Raw genomic sequence first — 20509 nt, 5'->3', positions numbered from 1 at the left:
GCCGCCCCGGATCGTCCGATGCCCAGACGCAACCGCTACCTGATCGCCCTGCTGCTGTTGATCCTGGTATCGGCCCTGTTCGGCTACCTGTGGCGCGACGCTCCGCCAGCCCCGCCTACCCTGCCTGCGCACAGCTACGCCAAGGCCCTGCGCCAGGCCCATGAGGGCCAACCCGGCGCTGCACGGGTGCTGTACCAGCAACTGCAGCGCACCGACCTGCCGCCCATTCGCCGTGCGGCCTTGTATGCCGAACTGCCAAACTACCCTTCGCCCCAGGCATTGAAACTCGCCCGTCAGGACCTCGAGCATGCCGACCCGCAGGTGCGCCGTGCAGCCATTGCCGGTATTCGCCGCCTGCTGCCGGCGGCGCAGCGCAGCCTGGTACTCGGCCCACTGCTGGACGACGACGAGCAAAGCGTGCGCTTTGCCGCGGTAGATGCCCTGCTCGGCCTTGCTCCGGATGACATCGGCCTTTATTTCGGCCCGCTACAGGTCGCCCTGGAGCAATACCAGCAGGCACTCGAGCAACAACCCGAAGACGCCGACGCCCAAGTCCACCTGGCGCGCCTCTACCTGCACGAAAACGACTACACCCTGGCCGACACCGCCCTGCAGCGAGCCCTGGCGGTAGCGCCAGGCAACCTCGACGCACTGGCGACCCAGGTACGCCTGCTGGAGCGCCAGGGCCATCACGACGCCTCGCGTCAGGTACTGGGCAAAGCCCTGGCGCTAAGCCCCGATTCGGCCTTTCTGCAGTACGAACTGGGGCTCTGGCTGAACCGCCACGAGCAGCGCGAATACGCCTTGCTGGCCTTGTCCCGCGCGGTCGAGCTGGACCCGGACAACGCCGACTACCGCTATACACTGGCAGTCACCCTGCATGAACTGGAACAACTCGACGCCGCGCAAAAGCAACTGGAAACCGTGCTCAGCCGCCAGCCGGCCAATCGCCGGGCACGGGTGTTGCTGATTAAGTACTGGAAGGAAACCGGCCAGTTGCAGAACGTGCAGGTGCTGCTGGCCGAGCTGGAGCGGCAGAACCCGGATGACCCAGTGCTGCAACAGGGCCTGTAGGCAACGTCCGAAAATTTGTTGAACCCTGGGGCTGTGCCCAAGGTCCAGTGGATATCAGACCACCCTGCAGGAGAGTCGTTTTGGCCAGTTCGTTGGCGCTGGACGAACGTGCATTGATCCTGGCGCCCCCGCCAATAGCCGCAGATACTGCTCGCCTGCTCGCTTCTGCGGGCATCGACAGCCTGTGCGCGGTCGACCTGGCCAACCTGCAAGCCTGCCTGGCCGAAGGCGCAGGCCTGGCGATCATTGCCGAGCAAGCGTTCAAACAGGGCCCAAGTGCATTGCTGCAAGAATTCATCGACCAGCAACCGTGCTGGTCGGACCTGCCCATCGTGCTGCTCGGTCAAGGGAGCCAAGCGGCCAAGGGCTCGACCAACCTCCCGGTGGGCAACCTGGTCCTGCTGGTCGCACCATTCGAAAACGCCCAGCTGTTGCGCATGACCCAGTCCGCCCTGCGCAACCGGCGTCGGCAGTATCTGGCACGCGACCAGTTGCAAGACCTGCAGCAACGCCTTGACGCCAAGGCCGCACCTCCCGGCGAAGAGCAGCAACGCAGCGAGTTCGTACGCCACCAGACGCGCAAGATGGAGGCCATCGGCCAACTGGCCGGGGGGGTCGCCCACGACTTCAACAACCTGCTCACCAGCATTGGTGGCAGCTTCGAGCTGATTGACCGGCGCTTGCGCCAGGGTCGCAGCGATGGCCTGGACAACGTGCTGCGCATGGGCCGCGAGGCGGTGTCACGCGCCGCGCGCCTGACCCACCGCCTGCTGGCCTTCTCTTCTCGGCAATCGCTGCACACCCAGCAGGTCGACCTGCTCGACCTGCTCCAGGCAAAACGCCTGAAGGCTTGCGTGACCCCGACCGTGACCCTGCAGGTGCAAATCGCCAAGAACCTGTGGTCGGTCGAAGCCGATGACCAGCAGTTACAGGAAGCCCTCGACAACCTGTTGCTCAATGCCTGCGAAGCCATGCCCAATGGCGGTCAGCTGCGCATCGAGGCAAGTAACCAGCACATCGGCGCCGGGCAATTCGCTGGCGGTGCCCTGTGCGCCGGCGACTATGTACGCCTGCGAGTCATCGATGACGGCCAGGGCATGGCGCAAAGCACGCTGGAACATGCCTTCGAGCCGTTCTTCAGCACCAAGGCGATCGGCCAGGGCATCGGCCTTGGCCTGTCGATGGTTTACGGCTTCAGCAAGCAATCCCAAGGACATGTCACCCTGCACAGCCAGATCGGCCAAGGGACCCGGGTGGACCTTTATCTGCCGCGCCACGTCGACCAGGGCCAGGCACCGGTCAAACCCGTACAACCCGTGCGAGGTTACCAGGGCCATCACGTGCTGGTAGTCGAGGACGACCCCCATGTACGCCAATTGCTCTGCCAGGCCCTGCGCGAGGATGGCTTCGCCTGCCACAGTGCCGCCGACGCCAATGAGGGCCTTAAGGTACTGCGTTCGACACAACCGGTGGATCTGCTGATCAGCGATGTCGGCTTGCCGGGCATGAATGGCCGCCAGTTGGCCGAGATTGCCCGCAACCTGCGCCCACGCTTGCCAGTACTGTTCATCACCGGCTATGCAGAAACCGCCATGGCCCGCGAGGGCTTCCTGGAGGCGGGGATGCACCTGATCAGCAAGCCCTTCGAGCTGAAGCAGCTGCAGGCCCAGGTGACCCAGATACTGGGCAAGCCCTGAACCGCTTCACTCCTCGAGCATGCGTAGCGCCTCATCCACCAGGTCCGCCAGCGGGAACGGCTTGTTCATCAATGCCGTGCCCGGCTGCTCGAGCAACTGCGCTTCGATCGGCTGACCCGCATAGCCGGTGATGAACAGGATCTTCTGCAACGGCAGCTGCATGCGCATGGCCTTGGCCACCTGGCGGCCACTGAAACCACCCGGCAAGCCAATGTCGGTGATCACCAGGTCGAACGGGCCGTCATGGCGGAAGCGCTCCAGTGCGCTATTGGCGTCGCCCACATCAATGACTTCGAAACCACGTTCGGTCAGGTACTCGCACATCACAGCACGCAAACCGAGCTCGTCATCGACCAGCAACAGGCGCTGCCTCCCGGCCATGCGCTGCGTCCGTTGCACAACCGCAGGCGCCTCGGGTACCGGGTCATGCCACCTTGGAAAAAGCATGCAGACCTTGGTGCCCTGGTTCGGCGCCGACTCGATCCAGGCGTAGCCCCCCGACTGGCCGACAAACCCATACACCATCGACAAACCAAGGCCTGAGCCACGCCCGACCGGCTTGGTGGTGAAGAACGGTTCAAAGGCCCTGGCAATGTCCACGGCCGGCATGCCATGGCCATCATCCTCCACATACAACGCAACGTAGTCGCCTGGTGGCAGGCCGCTCTCATCCGGGAAACACCTTGTCAGCCGCTGGTTGATGCTACGCAGCGTGACATTGCCGCGATCAAGGCACGCTTCGCGGGCGTTGGTGCAAAGATTGATCAAGGCATTTTCCAGCTGGGAAACATCAAGGTTCACCGCCCACGGCGTGACATCCAGCTGCCAGTGCAAGCGCATCTCGGCGCCCAGCGTGCTCCGCAGCAGTGGTTCGCTCAAGCGCAATTGCCGGTTGAAGTCCAGCGGCCTGGGCGCCAAAGGTTGATGACGGGAAAACGCCAGCAGGCGATGGGTCAGCTCCATGGCACGCTGCACCGAATCTCGCGCGACCTCGACATACGCCTCCACCCGCTCCAGCCGTCCTTCCTGCAGGCGCCGCTGAAGCAGTTCGAGGCTGCCACCGATGCCGGACAACAAGTTGTTCAGTTCATGGCCCATGCCCCCGGCCAACTGCCCAACCACCTCCAGACGCTCGTTGTTGCGCATCAGCGCTTCGGATTGACGAGCAGCCTCCTCACGTTCCCCGGTGATATCCCGGCCAACGGTAGTCAGCAGGCTGCCATCGAACCGTGCACTCCAGCGAAAACAGTGGTAATGGCCATCGCGGTGGCGCAGGCGCGTCTCTATCTGCTCGGTATCCTGGTACTGCAGGCACCCGGAAACGGCCACCTCAACCTCAGCGCGATCTGCCGGATGTACCAGATCCAGCACCGGAGTGCCCAGTACCTGCTCTTCGGACCAGCCCAGGATGCGATACCAGGCGGGGTTGGCGGCACACACCTTCAGCTCGGGAGTGACCGTCATCATCGCATCACGCGACAGCTGCCAGAACTGCTCGCGCTCCACCAGGTGTCGCTCGACCTGCCGCTGGAATTCTTGCGCCTGCTCCCGCCAGTGGCGATGCGCCTCGACGCTGGCCGTGGTTTCGATCACCGCGTGCAGAAACCCTGCCACGTTGCCCAGTTCATCGTGCAACGGTGTGTAACCGAACGCACACCACAACGGCTCCCCGCCTTGGCCGCAGCCAATACGCAGTGGTGGGTCCTCGACAAAGCTCGAGCGCCCCTCGAGCGCCTTGAACACCCACGGCCCCATCGCCGGCCATTCATCGCTCCACAGCGCATCGAAGGGCATGCCCAATGCATCCGGGGCAACCCGCCGCAATGCCCGATAGCCTTCATTGTGGACCACGCTGAGGTCTGGTCCCCAGACCACGGCACACGGGAACGGTGACAATTGCATCATGTCGACGGCAATGCGCAACGAAGCCGGCCAGCGCGGCAGCGGCCCGAGCGGTGTACGCCCCCAGTCGAACCGTGCAATCCGTTCGCCCATGAGGTCAACCGGTGCCAGCACAGACGGCTGCAGGATGACCATCGACGCAGGCTCGCGCGGCGTACCATTTGTGACCACTGTCGTGACTCCAGCATGATTCAGAAAAAGTACGGGCGCTCCGTGAATGTGGTTCACGTTAGCACAACGCACGCCACCCAATATGGCGTACTGGCACCTGAGAGCTATGCTCATTAGGTTTTCCCTCGGGCCGGGGGAGCAACGGCCCATTCAGGTTGCCGACGGGAGCGTGGTCATGAGCAAGAAAATGCTGGTGGTGCTGACCAATACAGCCAAGTATCCGACCCTCAAGCGGGCGACCGGCTTGTGGCTGGGGGAAGCGGTGCACTTTGTCGAAAAAGTCGAAAAAGACGGTTACGAGGTCGATTATGTCAGCCCGCTGGGCGGCTACGTCCCTGTCGACCCGCATAGCCTGCAGATGGCCCCCGACCTGGACTGGCTGTGGTATGACGACAAGCGCTTCATGACCCGCCTGGGCAACACCTTGAGCCCTGGCCAGGTGAAGGCAGAAGAGTACAGCGTCATCTACTACACCGGCGGGCACGGAGTGATGTATGACTTTCCCGACAACCAGCCGCTGCAAGAGCTGGCCCGCCGGGTGTACGAGCACCACAAGGGCATTGTCGCGGCGGTTTGCCATGGCGTTGTCGGCCTGCTGAACATCAAGCTCAGCGACAACAGCCTGTTGCTCAAGGACCGTCAGGTGACCGGCTTCTCCAATACCGAAGAAAAACTCGTCGAACTGGACAAGGTGGTCCCCTTCCTGACGGAAACCGAGCTGGGTGCCCGCGGTGGTACCTACAGCAAGCATGAAGACCCGTGGCAGCCGTTCGTGGTGGCCGATGATCGGCTGATCACCGGGCAGAACCCGGCCTCCACGGCCCAGTTGGCCGAAAAAGTGCTCGCCAGGCTGAAGCGAGGCTGACAACGAAGTTCTGCTTTTCTGTAAAACCGCAACACTTTTGGCCTACAGCCGGAGCATCATCAAGCACATAGGATCAGCGCTGACCTGTTCAACCCGAACAGCAAGGTTCAACGGAGCGGCGGTCCTATGGCAGCAATACCGAGTCTCGGCATCAACTGGCGGAAGTTACTGTTGATATTGTCCATCGGCGCAATACCGGTACTGTCCGGGTTACTGATGATGAACTATCAACTGGATAGAAAACTTGAGGAGAATGCCAAGGTTTCTGTTCAAGAGGCGATTTTCAGCATCGACCAGGCACTGGGCCGCATGGAAGGCGATCTGGACCTGATCCTGCCATTGGCAGGCAAGCCCTGTGACGAAGTGCTTGGTACGCTGGAGCAGAGAGTCGCCAACAGCCCGCACCTTCGCTCACTGATACTCACCCGCGACCAACAAGCGTATTGTGCGACGGACATGGACCCTTTGGCGTATAACTCGGCTTTTGCCCTGTCCGGACGGCAGACAGAGCTGGCATTCGACGCTCCATCGTCGCCTAACGCGGCGATCATCAAAGTCCAGAGACCGAACAGCGACCCTGGGATAATCGCAACAGCGTACGGTCGGCAGCTGCGTGACGAACTGCGTGCTTTCCAGGACGGCCTGACATTGCTTCTGGAATTCAGCGACCTGTATATCTGGAGCGAGGGAGACAGCCGCGACGCACAACGCCCCTCCCAGGTCGAATTCACCGAGCGATCGGTTTCCCAGAAATATGGTTACGTGGTGATCGGCGGTTACCCCAAAGGATACGCCACCCAGGAGTTTCGCCTATCCCTGCATCAGGTACTGCCCTCGCTGGTATTGGTTGGGGTCGCCAGCATGTTCATCATGTACCTGGGCCTGACCATTTCGGGCAAGAGAAGGGTTGATACCGCCGCCATCGAATCGTGACGGCGGTACCCTGGGGTTACTCGGTGCTCAGCACACCACGACGTACCTGGTCGCGCTCGATGGATTCGAACAGTGCCTTGAAGTTGCCTTCGCCAAAGCCGTCATCCCCCTTGCGCTGGATGAACTCGAAGAACACCGGGCCGAGCAGGGTCTCGGAGAAGATCTGCAGCAGCAGGCGCTTGTCGTCAGGCTGGGAGGCACCATCGAGGAGGATACCGCGTGCTTTCAACTGGTCGACCGGCTCGCCGTGACCTGGCAGGCGCTCTTCGAGCATCTCGTAGTAGGTTTGCGGCGGTGCAGTCATGAAGCGCATGCCGAAGCCCTTGAGGGCGTCCCAGGTCTTGAGCAGGTCATCGGTCAGGAAGGCGACGTGCTGGATGCCTTCGCCGTTAAACTGCATCAGGAACTCTTCGATCTGCCCGGAGCCCTTGGACGATTCTTCGTTCAGCGGGATGCGGATCATGCCATCCGGTGCGGTCATGGCACGCGAAGTCAGGCCGGTGTACTCACCCTTGATGTCGAAATAGCGGATTTCGCGGAAGTTGAACAGCTTCTCGTAGAAGCCGGCCCAGTACGACATGCGCCCGCGATAAACGTTGTGGGTGAGGTGGTCGATGATCTTCAGGCCGGCACCCACCGGGTTGCGGTCCACACCCTCGATGAACTTGAAGTCGATATCGTAGATCGAACTGCCTTCCTCGAAACGGTCGATCAGGTACAGCGGCGCACCGCCGATGCCCTTGATCGCCGGCAGGCGCAGTTCCATCGGGCCGGTTTCGATTTCCACCGGCTGGGCGCCCAGTTCCAGGGCGCGGGCATAGGCCTCATGAGCATTACGCACGCGGAACGCCATGCCGCATACCGACGGGCCGTGTTCGGCAGCGAAGTACGAGGCGATGCTCTTGGGTTCGTTGTTCAGGATCAGGTTGATGTCACCCTGGCGATACAGGTGCACATCCTTGGAACGGTGGGTAGCGACCTTGGTGAAGCCCAGCATCTGGAATACCGGCTCGAGTACGCCAGGGGTCGGCGAAGCCAGTTCGATGAATTCAAAGCCCATCAGGCCCATCGGATTGTCGAAGATATCAGCCATGTTCGTGTCCTCATCTGCAGCGAAAGATTATTGATTGCGTGGGATGTGGAACGGAAATGGCGGGGAGCACGGGATACCCCGCACGCTGCGGGCGAGGAAATCACCTATTATCAGCTTGAACCCATGGTATGTCATATGGACCCATTCTCGGCGGGCTTGATCCTTCGGCATCGAAGGACCTTATTGTTGTATTCGTAAACGGATTCTACATTGCGTAAAATGGTTTGTCGCCCTTTAGTTGCTCACCGGTTCCGACAAGCGGCTATCCTGTCGTAATCCTTTATACAGATCAGGTCAGCATGCCCCTTACCGTCAAACGCCGCGCCGGCCTCGGCTGGCGCACCCTGTTGCCCTGGGTCGTCGGCGTGCTGCCCGTGGCATGCGGCCTGGCCGTGATGAACTGGCAGATCGAGCGTGAAATGCACGCCAGCAGCCAGGCTACCACCCGCCAGGTGGTGGAGCACGTCGAGCGCATTCTCGACAATCTGTCCAGCGCTGCCCATGCTCTGCTGCCGCTTGTCGACAGCCCGTGCGACGAGGTCCAGCTCATGCTGCGCGCCCAGGTCACGCGCAACGCCTTCGTGCGCTCGACCAACCTGTTCCGGCACAACGCCCTTTATTGCACCTCGCTGTTCGGCGCATTCGACGAGCCGGTCAACCCCGGCGACTACATCGACGGCAAGCTGTGGCTGATGGACGGCAACTCGGTCACCCCTGGGCACCCGCTGCTGGTGTATCGGGCCAGCGACGGCGACCGCGGCGCGATCAGTACGGTCGATGGCGAACACCTGCTGACGGCGCTGCGCCTGATCGGCCCCGATGAAGAGCTGCAGATCCGCGTGGGCGATGCCTGGCTGGGCAAGGATGGCATCGTGCACAAGGGCGTGCCTCCTGCCGCGGCCAGTGCAAATGTGCAGCTGGGCTCGACCCGTTACCCGTTCAGCGTGCATGGCGGCTACGGCGCCGACAAGCAGGGCCAGCTGTGGCGCAGCCACTATCCCGCCCTGTCCGGTCTGCTGCTGATACTAGGCGCGGTGGCCGCCCTGGTGTGCCGCTGGCAGGTTCGCCGCGCCACCTCGCCCCGTGCCGAACTGCGCCGGGCCCTGGAGGCCGACGAGTTCCTGCCGTACTTCCAGCCGGTAGTGCGCAAGGGCGACTACCGCTGGGCCGGCGCCGAAGTGCTGATGCGCTGGAACCACCCGCGCGAAGGCCTGGTGCGCCCCGACCTGTTCATCCCCTACGCCGAACACAGTGGGCAGATCGTCGCCATGACCCGTGCGCTGATGATGCACACCGCGCAGAGCCTGGCGCCCTTTGCCGGGCTGCTGGAGGACGGTTTCCATATCGGCGTCAATATCACCGCCGACCACTGCCGCGACTTCAGCCTGCTGGACGATTGCCGAACCTTCCTCCAGCACTTCCCGCCAGGCCGGGTGGTGCTGACCCTGGAGCTGACCGAGCGCAAGCTGATCGAGCCCACGCCGGTGGCCCTGGAGCTGTTCGAGAAGCTCGACGTCATGGGTGTGAAGATCGCCCTGGACGACTTCGGCACCGGCCAGTCAAGCCTCAACTACCTGCGCCAGTTCAAGGTCGATTACCTTAAGATCGACCAGAGCTTCGTGGCCATGATCGGTGGCGATGCGCTGTCTGTGCACATCCTCGAGACCATCATCGAGCTATCGGCCAAGCTGGGCCTGGGCATCGTTGCCGAGGGCGTGGAAACAGAAGCCCAGCGCGACTACCTGGCCCGTCACGAGGTGGACTTCCAGCAAGGCTACCTGTTCGCCAGGCCCATGCCGGCTGCCCAGTTCCTCGAAGCGCTGGCCGCGCGCCCGGCTGCGTCGCGGTTGCCGCAAGCCGCGCCCCCTGAGATCATGCGCGGCTGATCCACCTGCTCAACTCCCTATTCGAGGCATTCGTGTCAAAAGGCATTCTTTCGTCGGTCATGGCGTCCTGTCTGTTCGCCGTGATGTACTTCTATACCTCTCTGCTCTCGCCGCTCGATGGCGAGGAGATCTTTGGCTGGCGCACCCTGTTGACGCTGCCCTGCCTGACCCTGTTCATGCTTGTCTCGAAAGACTGGAAACGGGTGGGCGAACTGCTCGCCCGGGTAAAACATACGCCGCTGCTGTTGCTGGGCATGGTCGGCACCTCGTGGCTGATGGGCGTGCAGCTGTGGCTGTTCCTCTGGGCGCCCCTGCACGGGCGCAGCCTGGAAGTGTCGATGGGCTATTTCCTGCTGCCGCTGGCCATGGTCCTGACCGGGCGGCTGGTGTATGGCGAGCGCCTGTCACGGCTGCAGAAGGTGGCCGTGGCCTGCGCTGCTCTCGGCGTGGGCCACGAGCTGTATCAGCATGGCAGTTTCGCCTGGGAAACCCTGGTGGTGACGATCGGCTACCCGATCTATTTCGTGTTGCGCAAGCGCTGCCGCACCGATCATTTGGGCGGCCTGTGGTGCGACATGTGCCTGCTGTTGCCATGGGCGCTGTATTTCGTGATCCAGGGTCCGCTTTCCCCTGCGGATCTGCAGGCACACCCTGGGCTGTATGCGTTGATCCCGATCCTCGGGGCGATCAGCGCCTCGGCCCTGATCGCCTACGTGCTGGCCAGCCGCCTGCTGCCTTTCAGCCTGTTCGGCCTGCTCAGCTACGTCGAGCCAGTGCTGCTGGTAGGCGTTGCGCTGTTGCTGGGCGAAACCATCGGCCCGGATCAGTGGCTGACCTACCTTCCGATCTGGGCCGCGGTGCTGGTACTGGTGATCGAGGGTTTCAAGCACCTGCTGCGTCAACGTCGCCGTTCGGTGTAAGCCGAACCTGACGCACCCGCCGCTCCTCGACCGCCTCCACGGTCAGCGTCCAGCCATTCCAGGCCAGGCGGTCACCAACCATAGGCAGGCGGTCGAGCAGGCTCATCACCAGGCCCGCGAGGGTCTGGTAGTCCTCGGTGGCGCGGGCGCAGAAGCCGGTACGTGCCTGCACCTGGCTCAGGTTCAACGCGCCGCTGACCACAAAGCCTTCACCTTCCTGAACGATGCCCGGGCCTTCGACCTCGCTGGCATCCGGCAACTCGCCGGCAATCGACTCCAGGATATCGGTCATGGTCAGCAGGCCGGTAAAGTCACCGAACTCGTTGACGACGAAAGCAATGTGCGTCGACTGGCCTCGCATCTGCTCCAGGGCATTGAGGATGCTGAAGCTCTCCAGCAGGTTCAGCGGTACTCGGGCCATGCCTTCCAGATCGGGCTGGTTGCCCGACAGCAGCTCCTTGAGCAGTTCCTTCTTGTGCACGAAGCCCAGTGGCTCGTCCACGCGGCCATCGCGGATCAGCGGCAGGCGCGAGTACGGCGAATTGGCCAGGGCCTGGGCAATGGCGTCGGCCGGCTGCGCCAGGTCGATCACATCGACCTCGGCGCGGGCGGTCATCGCCGTGCGGATAGGCCGCTCGGCCAGGTTCAGCACGCCACTGATCATCACCCGTTCACGGCGGTCGAACAGCACCTGCTCCTCACCGCCTTCGACCAGGTCAGCGATTTCCTCGCCCACCTCGTCAGCCTCGACCCGGCGGCCACCCAGCAGGCGCAGCACGGCATGCGCGGTGCGCTCACGCAGCGGCCGGTGCTGCTGCAGGCTGCGCTTGCGGCGGGCACGGGCCAGCTGGTTGAACAGCTCGATCAGGATCGAGAAGCCGATGGCCGCGTACAGGTAGCCTTTGGGGATATGGAAGCCCAGGCCTTCGGCGGTGAGGCTGAAGCCGATCATCATCAGGAAGCCCAGGCACAGCATGATCACCGTGGGGTGGGCGTTGACGAAGCGGGTCAGCGGCTTGCTGGCAACGATCATGATGCCGATCGAGAAGATCACCGCGATCATCATCACCGACAACTGCTCGACCATGCCAACCGCGGTGATCACCGCGTCCAGCGAGAACACCGCATCAAGCACCACGATCTGCGCAACGATCGGCCAGAACGCAGCATGGCGTACCGTGCCGCTGGCCTGGGCCACGTGGCCTTCCAGGCGTTCGTGCAGCTCCATGGTGGCCTTGAACAGCAGGAACACGCCACCGAACAGCATGATCAGGTCGCGGCCCGAGAAGCTCTTTTCGAACACCTCGAACAACGGCGCGGTCAGGGTGACCATCCACGAGATACTGGCCAACAGGCCAAGGCGCATGATCAACGCCAGGCTCAGGCCAATGACCCGTGCGCGGTCGCGCTGATGCGGCGGCAGTTTGTCGGCGAGGATGGCGATGAACACCAGGTTGTCGATACCCAGCACCAGCTCGAGGACGATAAGCGTCAACAGGCCCAGCCAGGCCGTGGGGTCGGCTAGCCATTCCATTAGCGGGTACTCACGAGGGCAGCGTCACGAGGACGGGTGAAAGAAGGCCGGGAAGACCGGGGACTGGGGGGCTCCGCGAAGGTGCTCATATAGACCTTGTTAGCAAATTGGGAAAATGATCCTACAAGCTCAGCAGCTTTCCGTAATAGCGCCAAACTATTACAAAACCTGTAACAACCTTGTAGGAGCGGCCTTGTGTCGCGATCGGGCCGCACAGCGCCCCCCGGGTTTCAGGAGCGCTGCATTAACAGCTGGGGCCGCTGTGCGGCCCGATCGCGACACAAGGCCGCTCCTACACAAAAATGCGCTGGCCGTGCGTGAGGTACTTTTCTTCAATACCGCAGGCTGTCAATGCCCGAGCATGAAGGCCCACCTCAACCAAACGGATCCCCCTCATGAGCCTGTCCCTGTCCATGGCCGCTTTCGCACTGGCGGCCTCGATCTCCCCCGGCCCGGTCAACATCGTTGCGCTGGGCAGCGGTGCCCGCCATGGTCTGCGTGCCAGCCTGGCACATGTGGCTGGCGCCACGCTGGGCTTCTGCCTGCTGCTGGTGCTGGTCGGGCTGGGCCTGCATCAATTGTTGCTGCGCTGGCCTTTGCTGGGCCTGCTTTTGCACTGGGGCGGCGTGGCGTTCCTGCTGTACATGGCATGGAAGCTGGCCAGCGACGATGGGCAACTGGGCAGTGCCCATCCCACCCAGGCTCCCTCGGCCTGGCACGGCGCGGCGATGCAATGGCTCAATCCCAAGGCATGGCTGGCAGCGGTGGCCGGGGTTGGTGCCTATACCGGCGGTGAGCAGCAGCTGCTGTGGCTGTTTGCCTGGATCTACGGGCCGATCTGCTTCATTTCGGTGGCCAGCTGGGCGTGGGCCGGGAGCGTGGTTCGCCAGTACCTGGGCAACCCACGGCACATGCGCCTGCTGAATCGGGGCTTGGCGCTGCTGCTCGTGGGCAGTGCGGTCTATCTGGTCATTTGAGCCTGGCTGCACCGACCCTATCGCTGACCTCAAGGCCTGCGCAGTACCTGTGGGAGCTGGGTTGCCGGCGATAGGGCCACCACCGCCAAAAATGGCAATTCAACCGAATGCATTGCGGTAATGCCCCGGTGTGGCCGCCAGGTGCTGCTTGAAGGCCCGCTGCAGGTGCGCCTGGTCGGCAAACCCGGCCTCCTGCGCAACCTCGGCAATAGCCCGGCCCTGACGCAATTGCGCCCTGGCCAGCTGCACGCGCTGGTCGAGCAGGTAACCATGCGGCGTCAGGCCGAAGCGTTGGCGGAACGCGCGAATCAGGTAGGAACGCGACAAGCCGCACGCCGCGCAGATGTCGTCCAGGCTCAGCGGGTCGCCACGATGGGCGCGAATGAACGCTGCCGCCGTGTCCAGTCGTGGGTTGCCCTCGTCGTTGACGCTGGCATCGCCGCCAAGCAAACCTGGAAGTACGCCAAACAGCGCCGCCAGGCGCCCTTCCCGGTCTGGCACGCCGGCGTCGAACAGGTCGGCAAAGGCCTGCAACAGGCTCCGGTACAACACCGGCGAGCTACTCCAGGGCCGGGCCGGCAAGGTGAACCCCAGCGCCTGCAACCAAGGCATATCGACGAACATCATCAGGTAGGACCAGTGTTCCCCGTCGATGGGGTTGCAGGCATGCACCACACCTGGGTTCATCAGCACCGTGGTACCGGCAGCCACCTCTATGCACTGGTCACCGTACAGATAGGAGCTGCGCCCACCCGTTATCACTCCGATGGAAAAGCTCTCATGGGAATGCGCGGCGTAGCACACCTGGCGCCCGTCCCCTACCCGCCGGGCCTCGACGAAGGGCAACGCCGGGTCGCGCCAGAACCGTGATACCTCGATCATCCCTCACCCCGCTCGCCGCTGCCATGCGCCTGAATACTACACGCCTATCGCGGAAACAGGTCCAGCGTCCGCTCAACTTCGCCGACATCGATCGTGAAACCATCGCCGTCCGGTATCCCGACCACAAAGCCGAAATGCTGGTGGTCTCGGTCCGTCAGGTACTTGTAGTAGCTGACAAACCGATTGGGCGGCTGCAACGTCAGCAGGCAACCACCGGCCTGCAGTACGTTGACCCCATGCACCAACTGGCTACCCTCCACACCGATTACCACCCTCGCCCCGGCGCAGGCCGCGACGATACTCGGCACATCGGACTTCAGCGGGTTGACGATGCGAAAACCGCGGGTGGCGCGCAAATGCTCCGCCAGCGCCAGCTCATTGCGCAGCAGGCGCAGGTCACCATCGCCACCACGCAGCAGGAACACCCCCGGGTGTGGCGCATGCGGCACATGCGACAGCAACTTGTCGCCCATGGCCCGGTAGCGGGCATGCCGGCTGCGGTTGTTGGCCTGGTCATCGAACAGCACCAGCTCACGGAAAAACGCACTGCGCAGGCGCAGCGGGTTCATTTCCAGCCAGTCTTCATAGGCCGGGGCCTGGGCAAACAGCGGGAATCTGGCCGAGGGCGCGGTGGTTACCGGTATGCCTTCGTTACAGGCCAGCGCATAGGTCGGACAATCCTCCATCAGCCAGGTACCGAACCACGTGTTGCCGTTTTGCGTGCAATAGATGGCCGCGCGGTCGATTTCGTTTTCCACGACGATGCTCGGAAAGGGGCCCGGCTTCAACGACAGCCAATGGCTGGCCTTGCCCTTGTACAACGCCCCGTCGACCAGCCATACGTCCTTGATCAGGTAGCCCCGGGTTGGCCCTTGCAGCGTGCTGATGCCGCCTTCCATGGTACGCGCAGGGTGCACGTAGGGATAGAAACGCTTGCCTTCCCACCCCGTTACTCGCTCCAGCTGGCCTGGCAGGAAAACGGCCGGGGGCGAAACCGTGACTTCCCCCGGGGCAATGTCCCAACTTTTGTCCGCCACGCTCTTGAGGTCGATGCCGCTGTTCCTGCCTAGCCGTTTGCGCGCCATGTAGCGGTAGGCGGCCAGGGTCCAGGTGTGCTGCCTGGCCGCAGGCGATGCACTGAACTTCGAGATGTCGCTTCCCATGAAGCGTCCTCCCTTGATGACAAGGTCAAAAGCCTGGCGCAAGGCGCCAGATCAACGCCTCCTGGCAACCGCTCAGCTGCACATGACCCTTTCCATGGTGGGTGGTGACGGCAGGTTGGCGTAACGGTGACGCAGGCTTTCCACGAACGTTTCGCCCGTACCGTTGCCCCCATAGAAGTAGATCTTGTGCAGGCCGCCAAACACCATTTCCTGGTAGCGGCTGGCAACTTCCTCGTCACTCGCGCCCTCGGGCAACCCCAGGTGCAGCGTGAGCTTGTCGTCTTCGACCGCGAACATCGGTGTGTCCCAGAGGAACTTCGCCGTGCCGGTTCTGGGCAAGCGGACAAACAGGTAGGCATGGTTACCCAGCGAGTCGATATCGCCACCGCGGCGGCGCTTCCACTTCAACAAACCGTCATCCGGGCGCGCCAGGCAAAGGCCAATATCGTAATAGTCGAAGCCCTGCTCCAGTGCCCACTCCAGGGCCATGAAGGTGGTGATCGAATTTACCTCGCGCAACTTCCGTGCATCGGTGAACACCGCCTCGCAATAGCCGAAACGCAGGGTGCTCCAATAACGCTTGCCACCACGCACCACTTCACAGCCCAGGTGGCAGCCGATCACTTCATCGCCCAAGGTGATCAAGTCGAGCCGACCGACGCCCCTGGCAATGCGGAACACTTCTTCAGTGGGAAACTGCGCGGCATGGATACCTTGCCTGGCGCTGGCATAAGGGCGCAGCAGGTAGCGGTCGGCCATGGCGATCTCGTCATCCGACCGGGCCTGGCGCATCTGGTACAGCGGCCGGTTCTTGCGGATGCTGCGCCGCAACTCGCTGTCGTAGCGCGCGGTGATATCCTCCAGCGAGCGCCCCAGCGGCACCACGGCGCTCAGGTAATGCGGTACCGACAATGCCCCCGACGTCGGCATTTCGCTGACCACCACCACGTGGTTGGCTGCTACCGTCGCGCTTGCGCTGTCAACAATTGCAGCATTGCCCGAACCCTTGCCGGCAATCAGCAGCTTGGCCATTTCCCGTTGCTGCTTCCGGCCGATATAGATGATTTCGTAGGGGCTTTCCTGCTGCAACCTGAACCTGGCGATTTCCCAGCGCCAGAAACAGGCACGCGCCATCGCTTCAGACACCTTGCTGGCCAGGTGTCTGATTTCGTAGCGTATGGAGGGCGAGACGAGTTTCCTCGCCGCTGCCGTCAAGGTCGCTTTCATTTCTTCTTCGACGTCCTTTGAGACACAGCATGGTCAATCGGAAAAGGACAGCAATTCAGTAAAAAGCACGTATCATGTTGATATTCGGAAATTATCCAGAAACCCCCATATCAATTAACAATTTAAGGTGCGCCCAAACACTTTATCAAGTGGCACTTTGATTGCATTTCCTTAAAGCTTCCTCACGCCATGTAAAGTTTCATGACGTCAAATTTCCTGCATGAATGACCGATTCAGACAGCGAATTTCCATCGATAGATCCAAGCCGCGTTATCCCATTACCACTCGCCTGTCTGGAATTGACGTTTGATGCCCCCTTTGCCTGAAAGGAGCGTCGACATGCCAGCCATCAACCCCCATCAACCCCTGCTTCAGGCGCAGCTGCCGCACTGGGCTCGCCAGGTAACGCCCAATCAGTGGGCCGCGTTGAAGCGAACCCAGGTCGCCCCGTGGAAGAGGCAGGACTGGTTCGCCAATGCTGCCCCCGACCTGCGTGAAGCAGCGTGTGCCAGCCAGGCGCGCCTGATGCAGGCGCAAGCAGCCTTGGCCAACTCACTCAAAGGCCTGAAACAAATCACAGAATTTGCCGAGCCATTGCTGCAACGGCGTCTTGCCGAACACGGCTTTCACGCGCAGCTGCGCAATAGCCAGCTATTGCGGGTCGAGCGCAGCTGGCACTGGGCCGCCCTGCGCTATCTATCAAGCTATCGACGCGACAACCTGCTGCAGGCCGCGCTGCAGAACTTCGCCAGCGACGAGGTGTTCACTGCTGAAAGTGCCATTGCCCTGGGCGATAACATTCACGTCACGCCGATTCAGATACAAGGCGCCGTCCCCGTTGGCATGCAAGTGCCCATCGCACACTTTCCATTGCAGTCGGAGCACTACCAGGTGGAACGGCTGCCACTCGAACCGGCCGCTTTCGCCACCCTGTGCCGTGACCTGGACCTGGGCAAGGCTTACCAGGCCCACCTGGAACAGCACCTCGCCCAACCCGCCACACGGGGCTTGGCCATCAGGGTGCAGAAAGACCGCCTGCGCCTGGCGGCCGGCCTTGCCTATATGCGGCACCTGCTTGATGGCAGCACCCTTGACCAGATCGAACGGCTGTTGCGGGGGGGCACCGTACAGTGCTGGCAACTGGCGCTGTTCGGCACGCCCCTGCACGAGGTCATGCTGATCGATGCCGGCGGTGCGGGGCTGGCGCTGTATCTGCCCGGCCATGACCCGGCCCTGCGCCAATGCAGCAACCTGGACGCGGTACACGACACGCTGGCGACCTTGCTGCTGGAGCCCGATGCCCGCCAAGCCTTCACGGCCTACATCAGGCAGGACCAGCGCACGCACTTTCTCGACCTGTTGCAGCAGAACCTCGACGCCACAGGCAATACTGCCTATGACCGCCCTTGGCAGCGTGCAGCGCAAGCGGACCTGCGTCCCACACGCGTGGCTATCACAGCCGAGCCTTTCGGCCATTACCAGGACCTGCACCTGGCCCGCCTCAAGCACGAAGCCAGCCTGCTGGCGGTCCCGACAGCAATGGCCGATGCCAACGCGCGGGCCAGGCGCCTGGATGAGTGGGAAAACCTTGGCCTGGATGCTCTGAATATTGCTGCGTTCTTCATTCCAGGTGCTGGCACCCTGATGCTGGCCGTCACGGCCTGCCAACTGCTCGGCGAGGCCTTCGAAGGCTACCAGGCCTGGCATGAAGGCGACCGTCACCTGGCGCTGCGCCACCTGGAGGCGGTCGGCCTGAACCTGGCCCTGATCGGCGGCTTCGTGGCGGCGGGCAAGGTGGTACCCAAGCTGTTCAACAGCCCGTTGATGGAAAGCCTGCAGCAGGTACGCGGCAGCGACGGGCGCTACCGGCTCTGGAATGAAGACCTCGCGCCCTACCGCAGTGCCGTGACACTGCCGCAAACCCTGCAGCCCAATGCACTTGGCCAGTACCTGTACCAGGGCCGGTATTTCATCCGCATGGACGGCCAGCTCTTCGAACAACGCTTTGACCACAACCTGCAGCAATGGCGGGCCATTCACCCCGACACGCCCGATGCCTGGCAGCCACCGCTGGCGCACAATGCCCAAGGTGCCTGGCGCGGCCAGCATGAACAACCCGGCCAGTGGCCATTCGCGAAGCTGGCGCGCCGTCTTGGCGAGGCGTATGCCGCGTTCACACCAGAACAGCTGGCCAAGGCAGGGCGCCTCTGCGGCATCGACACCGCGCGCTTGCGCCGGGTGCACCTGGAAGGCCAACCAACGCCCCCGCTGTTGCTCGATACCCTGCAACGCATGACGGCACAGGCCGAGGTAGAGGCGTTGGCCGACAACGCCTCGCCAGGCCTGTTCGAGCGGCTCTACAATGGCAGCGCGCCCGCCACCCCGGCAACGCAGAAGCTGCTCGACGCCTATGCGCGGCTGTCCCCTGCCTTGGCCAGACGCTTGCTGGCGCCGCTGAGCGAGGCCGAAACGTTCGCCTGGCAAGAGCACAGTCAGTTGCCCACACAGGTTCGCCAGTTGCTGGAGCAGGTGCACAGCGAGCTGCCGCTGGTACGTGCACTGGAAGGTGTGCTTCAGCCAGCCCGGGCCAGCAGCGACAGCGAACGCTTGCTGTTCAGCGCCCTGGATGCCATGCCCGACTGGCCCGCGGACCTGCGCCTGGAGCTGCACGGTGCAAGCCCCATAGGCCCTTTGCTGGAGCATGTCGGCCGCGAACAGGCCGGCACCCTGCGCCGTGTGATCAAATCGGTCGAAGGCTATGAGGTCGACCGGGGCGAGCGCCCTGCACCTGCACCGCTTGATCCAGACCTCTGCCGCGCCATCGAGCAGGCACTGCCGCGCCCGCATCGCGATACGCTGGGCATCACGACGGCCGATGGCAGCTCGCTACGCCAGCGCGTACTGGGTTGGGTCGACCACCACAGGGAGGTACTCGCCCAACGGCTCTGGGGGCATCGCGCGCTGTTGCGCAAGCCCATGGGCAGCTTGCGCGGCGGTCGGCCGCTTGACCCCGAACCGCCTCAGCCGCGCCTGGCAAGCTCCCTGGCCGGGGCTTATCGCCGCTTGTTCCCTGACGCCACCGACTGGGAATTCGAAAACTGGCTAGGCAACGACGAGGACAACCTGTACGTCGATGACATTCGCTCACCCACACAGCGCCTGCATGACCTGCAGCAGCGTCTGGAAACTTTGCGCCGCGACCTGCATGAATGGGCGCGGCCCGATCCCCAGCGCCCTCACCAGCGACACCTGGCCATCCGCCCCATCCTCAACGCCTGGCGACGGCTGTCGACAATAGCGCTTGAAGGGGGTGGCCGCCTGCACAGCCTGGACCTTTCCGGCCTGGACCTGGACAACCAGGCCCTGGCCAGCCTGGCCTTGCCGGACGACTTCACCCATGTGCAGCACCTGTCGCTCAGCTACAACCGTTCGCTCAGCCAGTTGCCGGCCGAATTCCACGAACACTTCCCCAACCTCAATCGCCTGCTGCTGACCGACTGTCGGTTCGACACCGTGCCCCACCTGGGCAGCCCTGAGCAGCTCGCCTGGCTGGACCTGGAAGGCAACCGCATCACCTGGAGTACCCAGGCCCAGCAGGCACTGAACCGCTGCTCCGGGCTCAACGTACTGGACCTTTCGGGCAACCCGCTGCTAGAGGCCCCGGACCTGCGCGGGCTGGGCTACCTGAGGACACTGTTCCTGAACGACTGTGCGCTCAGCGAATTGCCGCAAGGCCTGGACCAGATGATCGAGCCCATCATCCTGGACATTGGCGACAACCAACTGCTGCGGCTGCCTGACGGTTTCAACGTACCACGGCCAGTCGCAAACGCCCTGCGTCTGGAAAGCGAATGGCTGGGTTCACCAGTGCTTGCGCAGATCGAGGCCTACAACGCGATGCACCAAGTGGACCTGCTGGTGTGCGAAGGCGACTACCTGGAATTCTTCGAACAGACCGGCCCGGCCGAAATGGCCCTGTGGCAGCGATTGCCGCTGCAGTATCGGCGCGACCTCAGGCCCTTGCTTGAACTTGAACCGTTCGTGTCCCGCCCACGGCAAGCCCGTGCAGAGTTCTGGCGGCGCCTGGCCCTGATCGACGCAGACCCGGCCCTGCGCCAGCAATGGTTGACGCACCCACCCTATGACCTGTTCAACCTCCCGCTTTGACAGGGATACCGATGCCTG

At 62.9% G+C, this 20509-nt stretch carries 14 protein-coding genes; 8 read left to right on the top strand and 6 right to left on the bottom strand.

The window, feature by feature from the left end; translation table 11 throughout:
* Window positions 1-18 precede the first annotated feature (18 nt).
* Both ACLCGK_RS16065 and ACLCGK_RS16060 read left to right on the top strand, forming a co-directional pair.
* Entirely contained in the window at window positions 19-1074 is a 1056-nt protein-coding gene (locus tag ACLCGK_RS16065) for a tetratricopeptide repeat protein (protein WP_410952396.1), read from the top strand.
* A gap of 80 nt (window positions 1075-1154) precedes the next feature.
* Window positions 1155-2771, top strand: a complete 1617-nt coding sequence (locus tag ACLCGK_RS16060) for a response regulator (RefSeq protein WP_410952395.1) — start codon at window positions 1155-1157, stop codon at window positions 2769-2771.
* A gap of 6 nt (window positions 2772-2777) precedes the next feature.
* Here ACLCGK_RS16060 and ACLCGK_RS16055 read toward each other — a convergent pair whose 3' ends face one another.
* The gene (locus ACLCGK_RS16055; protein ID WP_410952430.1) at window positions 2778-4808 is read right to left on the bottom strand and encodes an ATP-binding protein; all 2031 of its coding nucleotides are present in this window, start codon (window positions 4806-4808) and stop codon (window positions 2778-2780) included.
* Window positions 4809-5019: 211 nt separating this feature from the next.
* Between ACLCGK_RS16055 and ACLCGK_RS16050 the strand changes: the two genes are divergently transcribed.
* Both ACLCGK_RS16050 and ACLCGK_RS16045 read left to right on the top strand, forming a co-directional pair.
* Window positions 5020-5709 (top strand): type 1 glutamine amidotransferase domain-containing protein, encoded by a 690-nt coding sequence (locus tag ACLCGK_RS16050; protein WP_410952394.1) that lies wholly within the window; start codon window positions 5020-5022, stop codon window positions 5707-5709.
* Between the two features lie 126 nt (window positions 5710-5835).
* Window positions 5836-6642 (top strand): CSS-motif domain-containing protein, encoded by an 807-nt coding sequence (locus ACLCGK_RS16045; RefSeq protein WP_015270547.1) that lies wholly within the window; start codon window positions 5836-5838, stop codon window positions 6640-6642.
* A gap of 16 nt (window positions 6643-6658) precedes the next feature.
* Here ACLCGK_RS16045 and hppD read toward each other — a convergent pair whose 3' ends face one another.
* A complete protein-coding gene (gene hppD / locus ACLCGK_RS16040; RefSeq protein ID WP_013972820.1) occupies window positions 6659-7735 on the bottom strand; it encodes a 4-hydroxyphenylpyruvate dioxygenase in 1077 nt (358 codons plus the stop codon).
* A gap of 299 nt (window positions 7736-8034) precedes the next feature.
* Here hppD and ACLCGK_RS16035 point away from each other — a divergent pair, with 299 nt between their 5' ends.
* Window positions 8035-9621 (top strand): EAL domain-containing protein, encoded by a 1587-nt coding sequence (locus ACLCGK_RS16035; RefSeq protein WP_410952393.1) that lies wholly within the window; start codon window positions 8035-8037, stop codon window positions 9619-9621.
* A 32-nt stretch (window positions 9622-9653) separates the two neighbouring features.
* Window positions 9654-10541: an EamA family transporter RarD gene (gene rarD, locus ACLCGK_RS16030; RefSeq protein ID WP_085720355.1), complete on the top strand. Its 888-nt coding sequence runs from the start codon at window positions 9654-9656 to the stop codon at window positions 10539-10541.
* On the opposite strand, the gene ACLCGK_RS16025 is transcribed toward rarD, so the two are convergent.
* Window positions 10504-12075 carry a TerC family protein gene (locus tag ACLCGK_RS16025; protein WP_410952392.1) on the bottom strand — a complete coding sequence of 524 codons (1572 nt, stop codon included), beginning with the start codon at window positions 12073-12075 and terminating at the stop codon, window positions 10504-10506. The two genes, rarD and ACLCGK_RS16025, sit on opposite strands and share 38 nt — an antisense overlap.
* A 395-nt stretch (window positions 12076-12470) precedes the next feature.
* Here ACLCGK_RS16025 and ACLCGK_RS16020 point away from each other — a divergent pair, with 395 nt between their 5' ends.
* A complete protein-coding gene (locus tag ACLCGK_RS16020) occupies window positions 12471-13052 on the top strand; it encodes a LysE family translocator (protein WP_085720359.1) in 582 nt (193 codons plus the stop codon).
* Window positions 13053-13151: 99 nt separating this feature from the next.
* On the opposite strand, the gene ACLCGK_RS16015 is transcribed toward ACLCGK_RS16020, so the two are convergent.
* The 3 genes from ACLCGK_RS16015 to ACLCGK_RS16005 all read right to left on the bottom strand — a co-directional run bounded on the left by ACLCGK_RS16015 (window position 13152) and on the right by ACLCGK_RS16005 (window position 16324).
* Entirely contained in the window at window positions 13152-13934 is a 783-nt protein-coding gene (locus ACLCGK_RS16015; RefSeq protein WP_410952391.1) for a helix-turn-helix domain-containing protein, read from the bottom strand.
* A gap of 44 nt (window positions 13935-13978) precedes the next feature.
* Window positions 13979-15097 (bottom strand): glycosyltransferase family 61 protein, encoded by a 1119-nt coding sequence (locus ACLCGK_RS16010; RefSeq protein WP_410952390.1) that lies wholly within the window; start codon window positions 15095-15097, stop codon window positions 13979-13981.
* A gap of 72 nt (window positions 15098-15169) precedes the next feature.
* A complete protein-coding gene (locus tag ACLCGK_RS16005) occupies window positions 15170-16324 on the bottom strand; it encodes a hypothetical protein (RefSeq protein WP_410952389.1) in 1155 nt (384 codons plus the stop codon).
* A gap of 339 nt (window positions 16325-16663) precedes the next feature.
* Between ACLCGK_RS16005 and ACLCGK_RS16000 the strand changes: the two genes are divergently transcribed.
* A complete protein-coding gene (locus ACLCGK_RS16000; protein WP_410952388.1) occupies window positions 16664-20491 on the top strand; it encodes a dermonecrotic toxin domain-containing protein in 3828 nt (1275 codons plus the stop codon).
* The last annotated feature ends 18 nt before the right edge of the window (window positions 20492-20509 follow it).

The organism is Pseudomonas sp. S1(2024), assembly GCF_046557535.1.
This window is presented reverse-complemented; position numbering and strand designations above follow the sequence as displayed.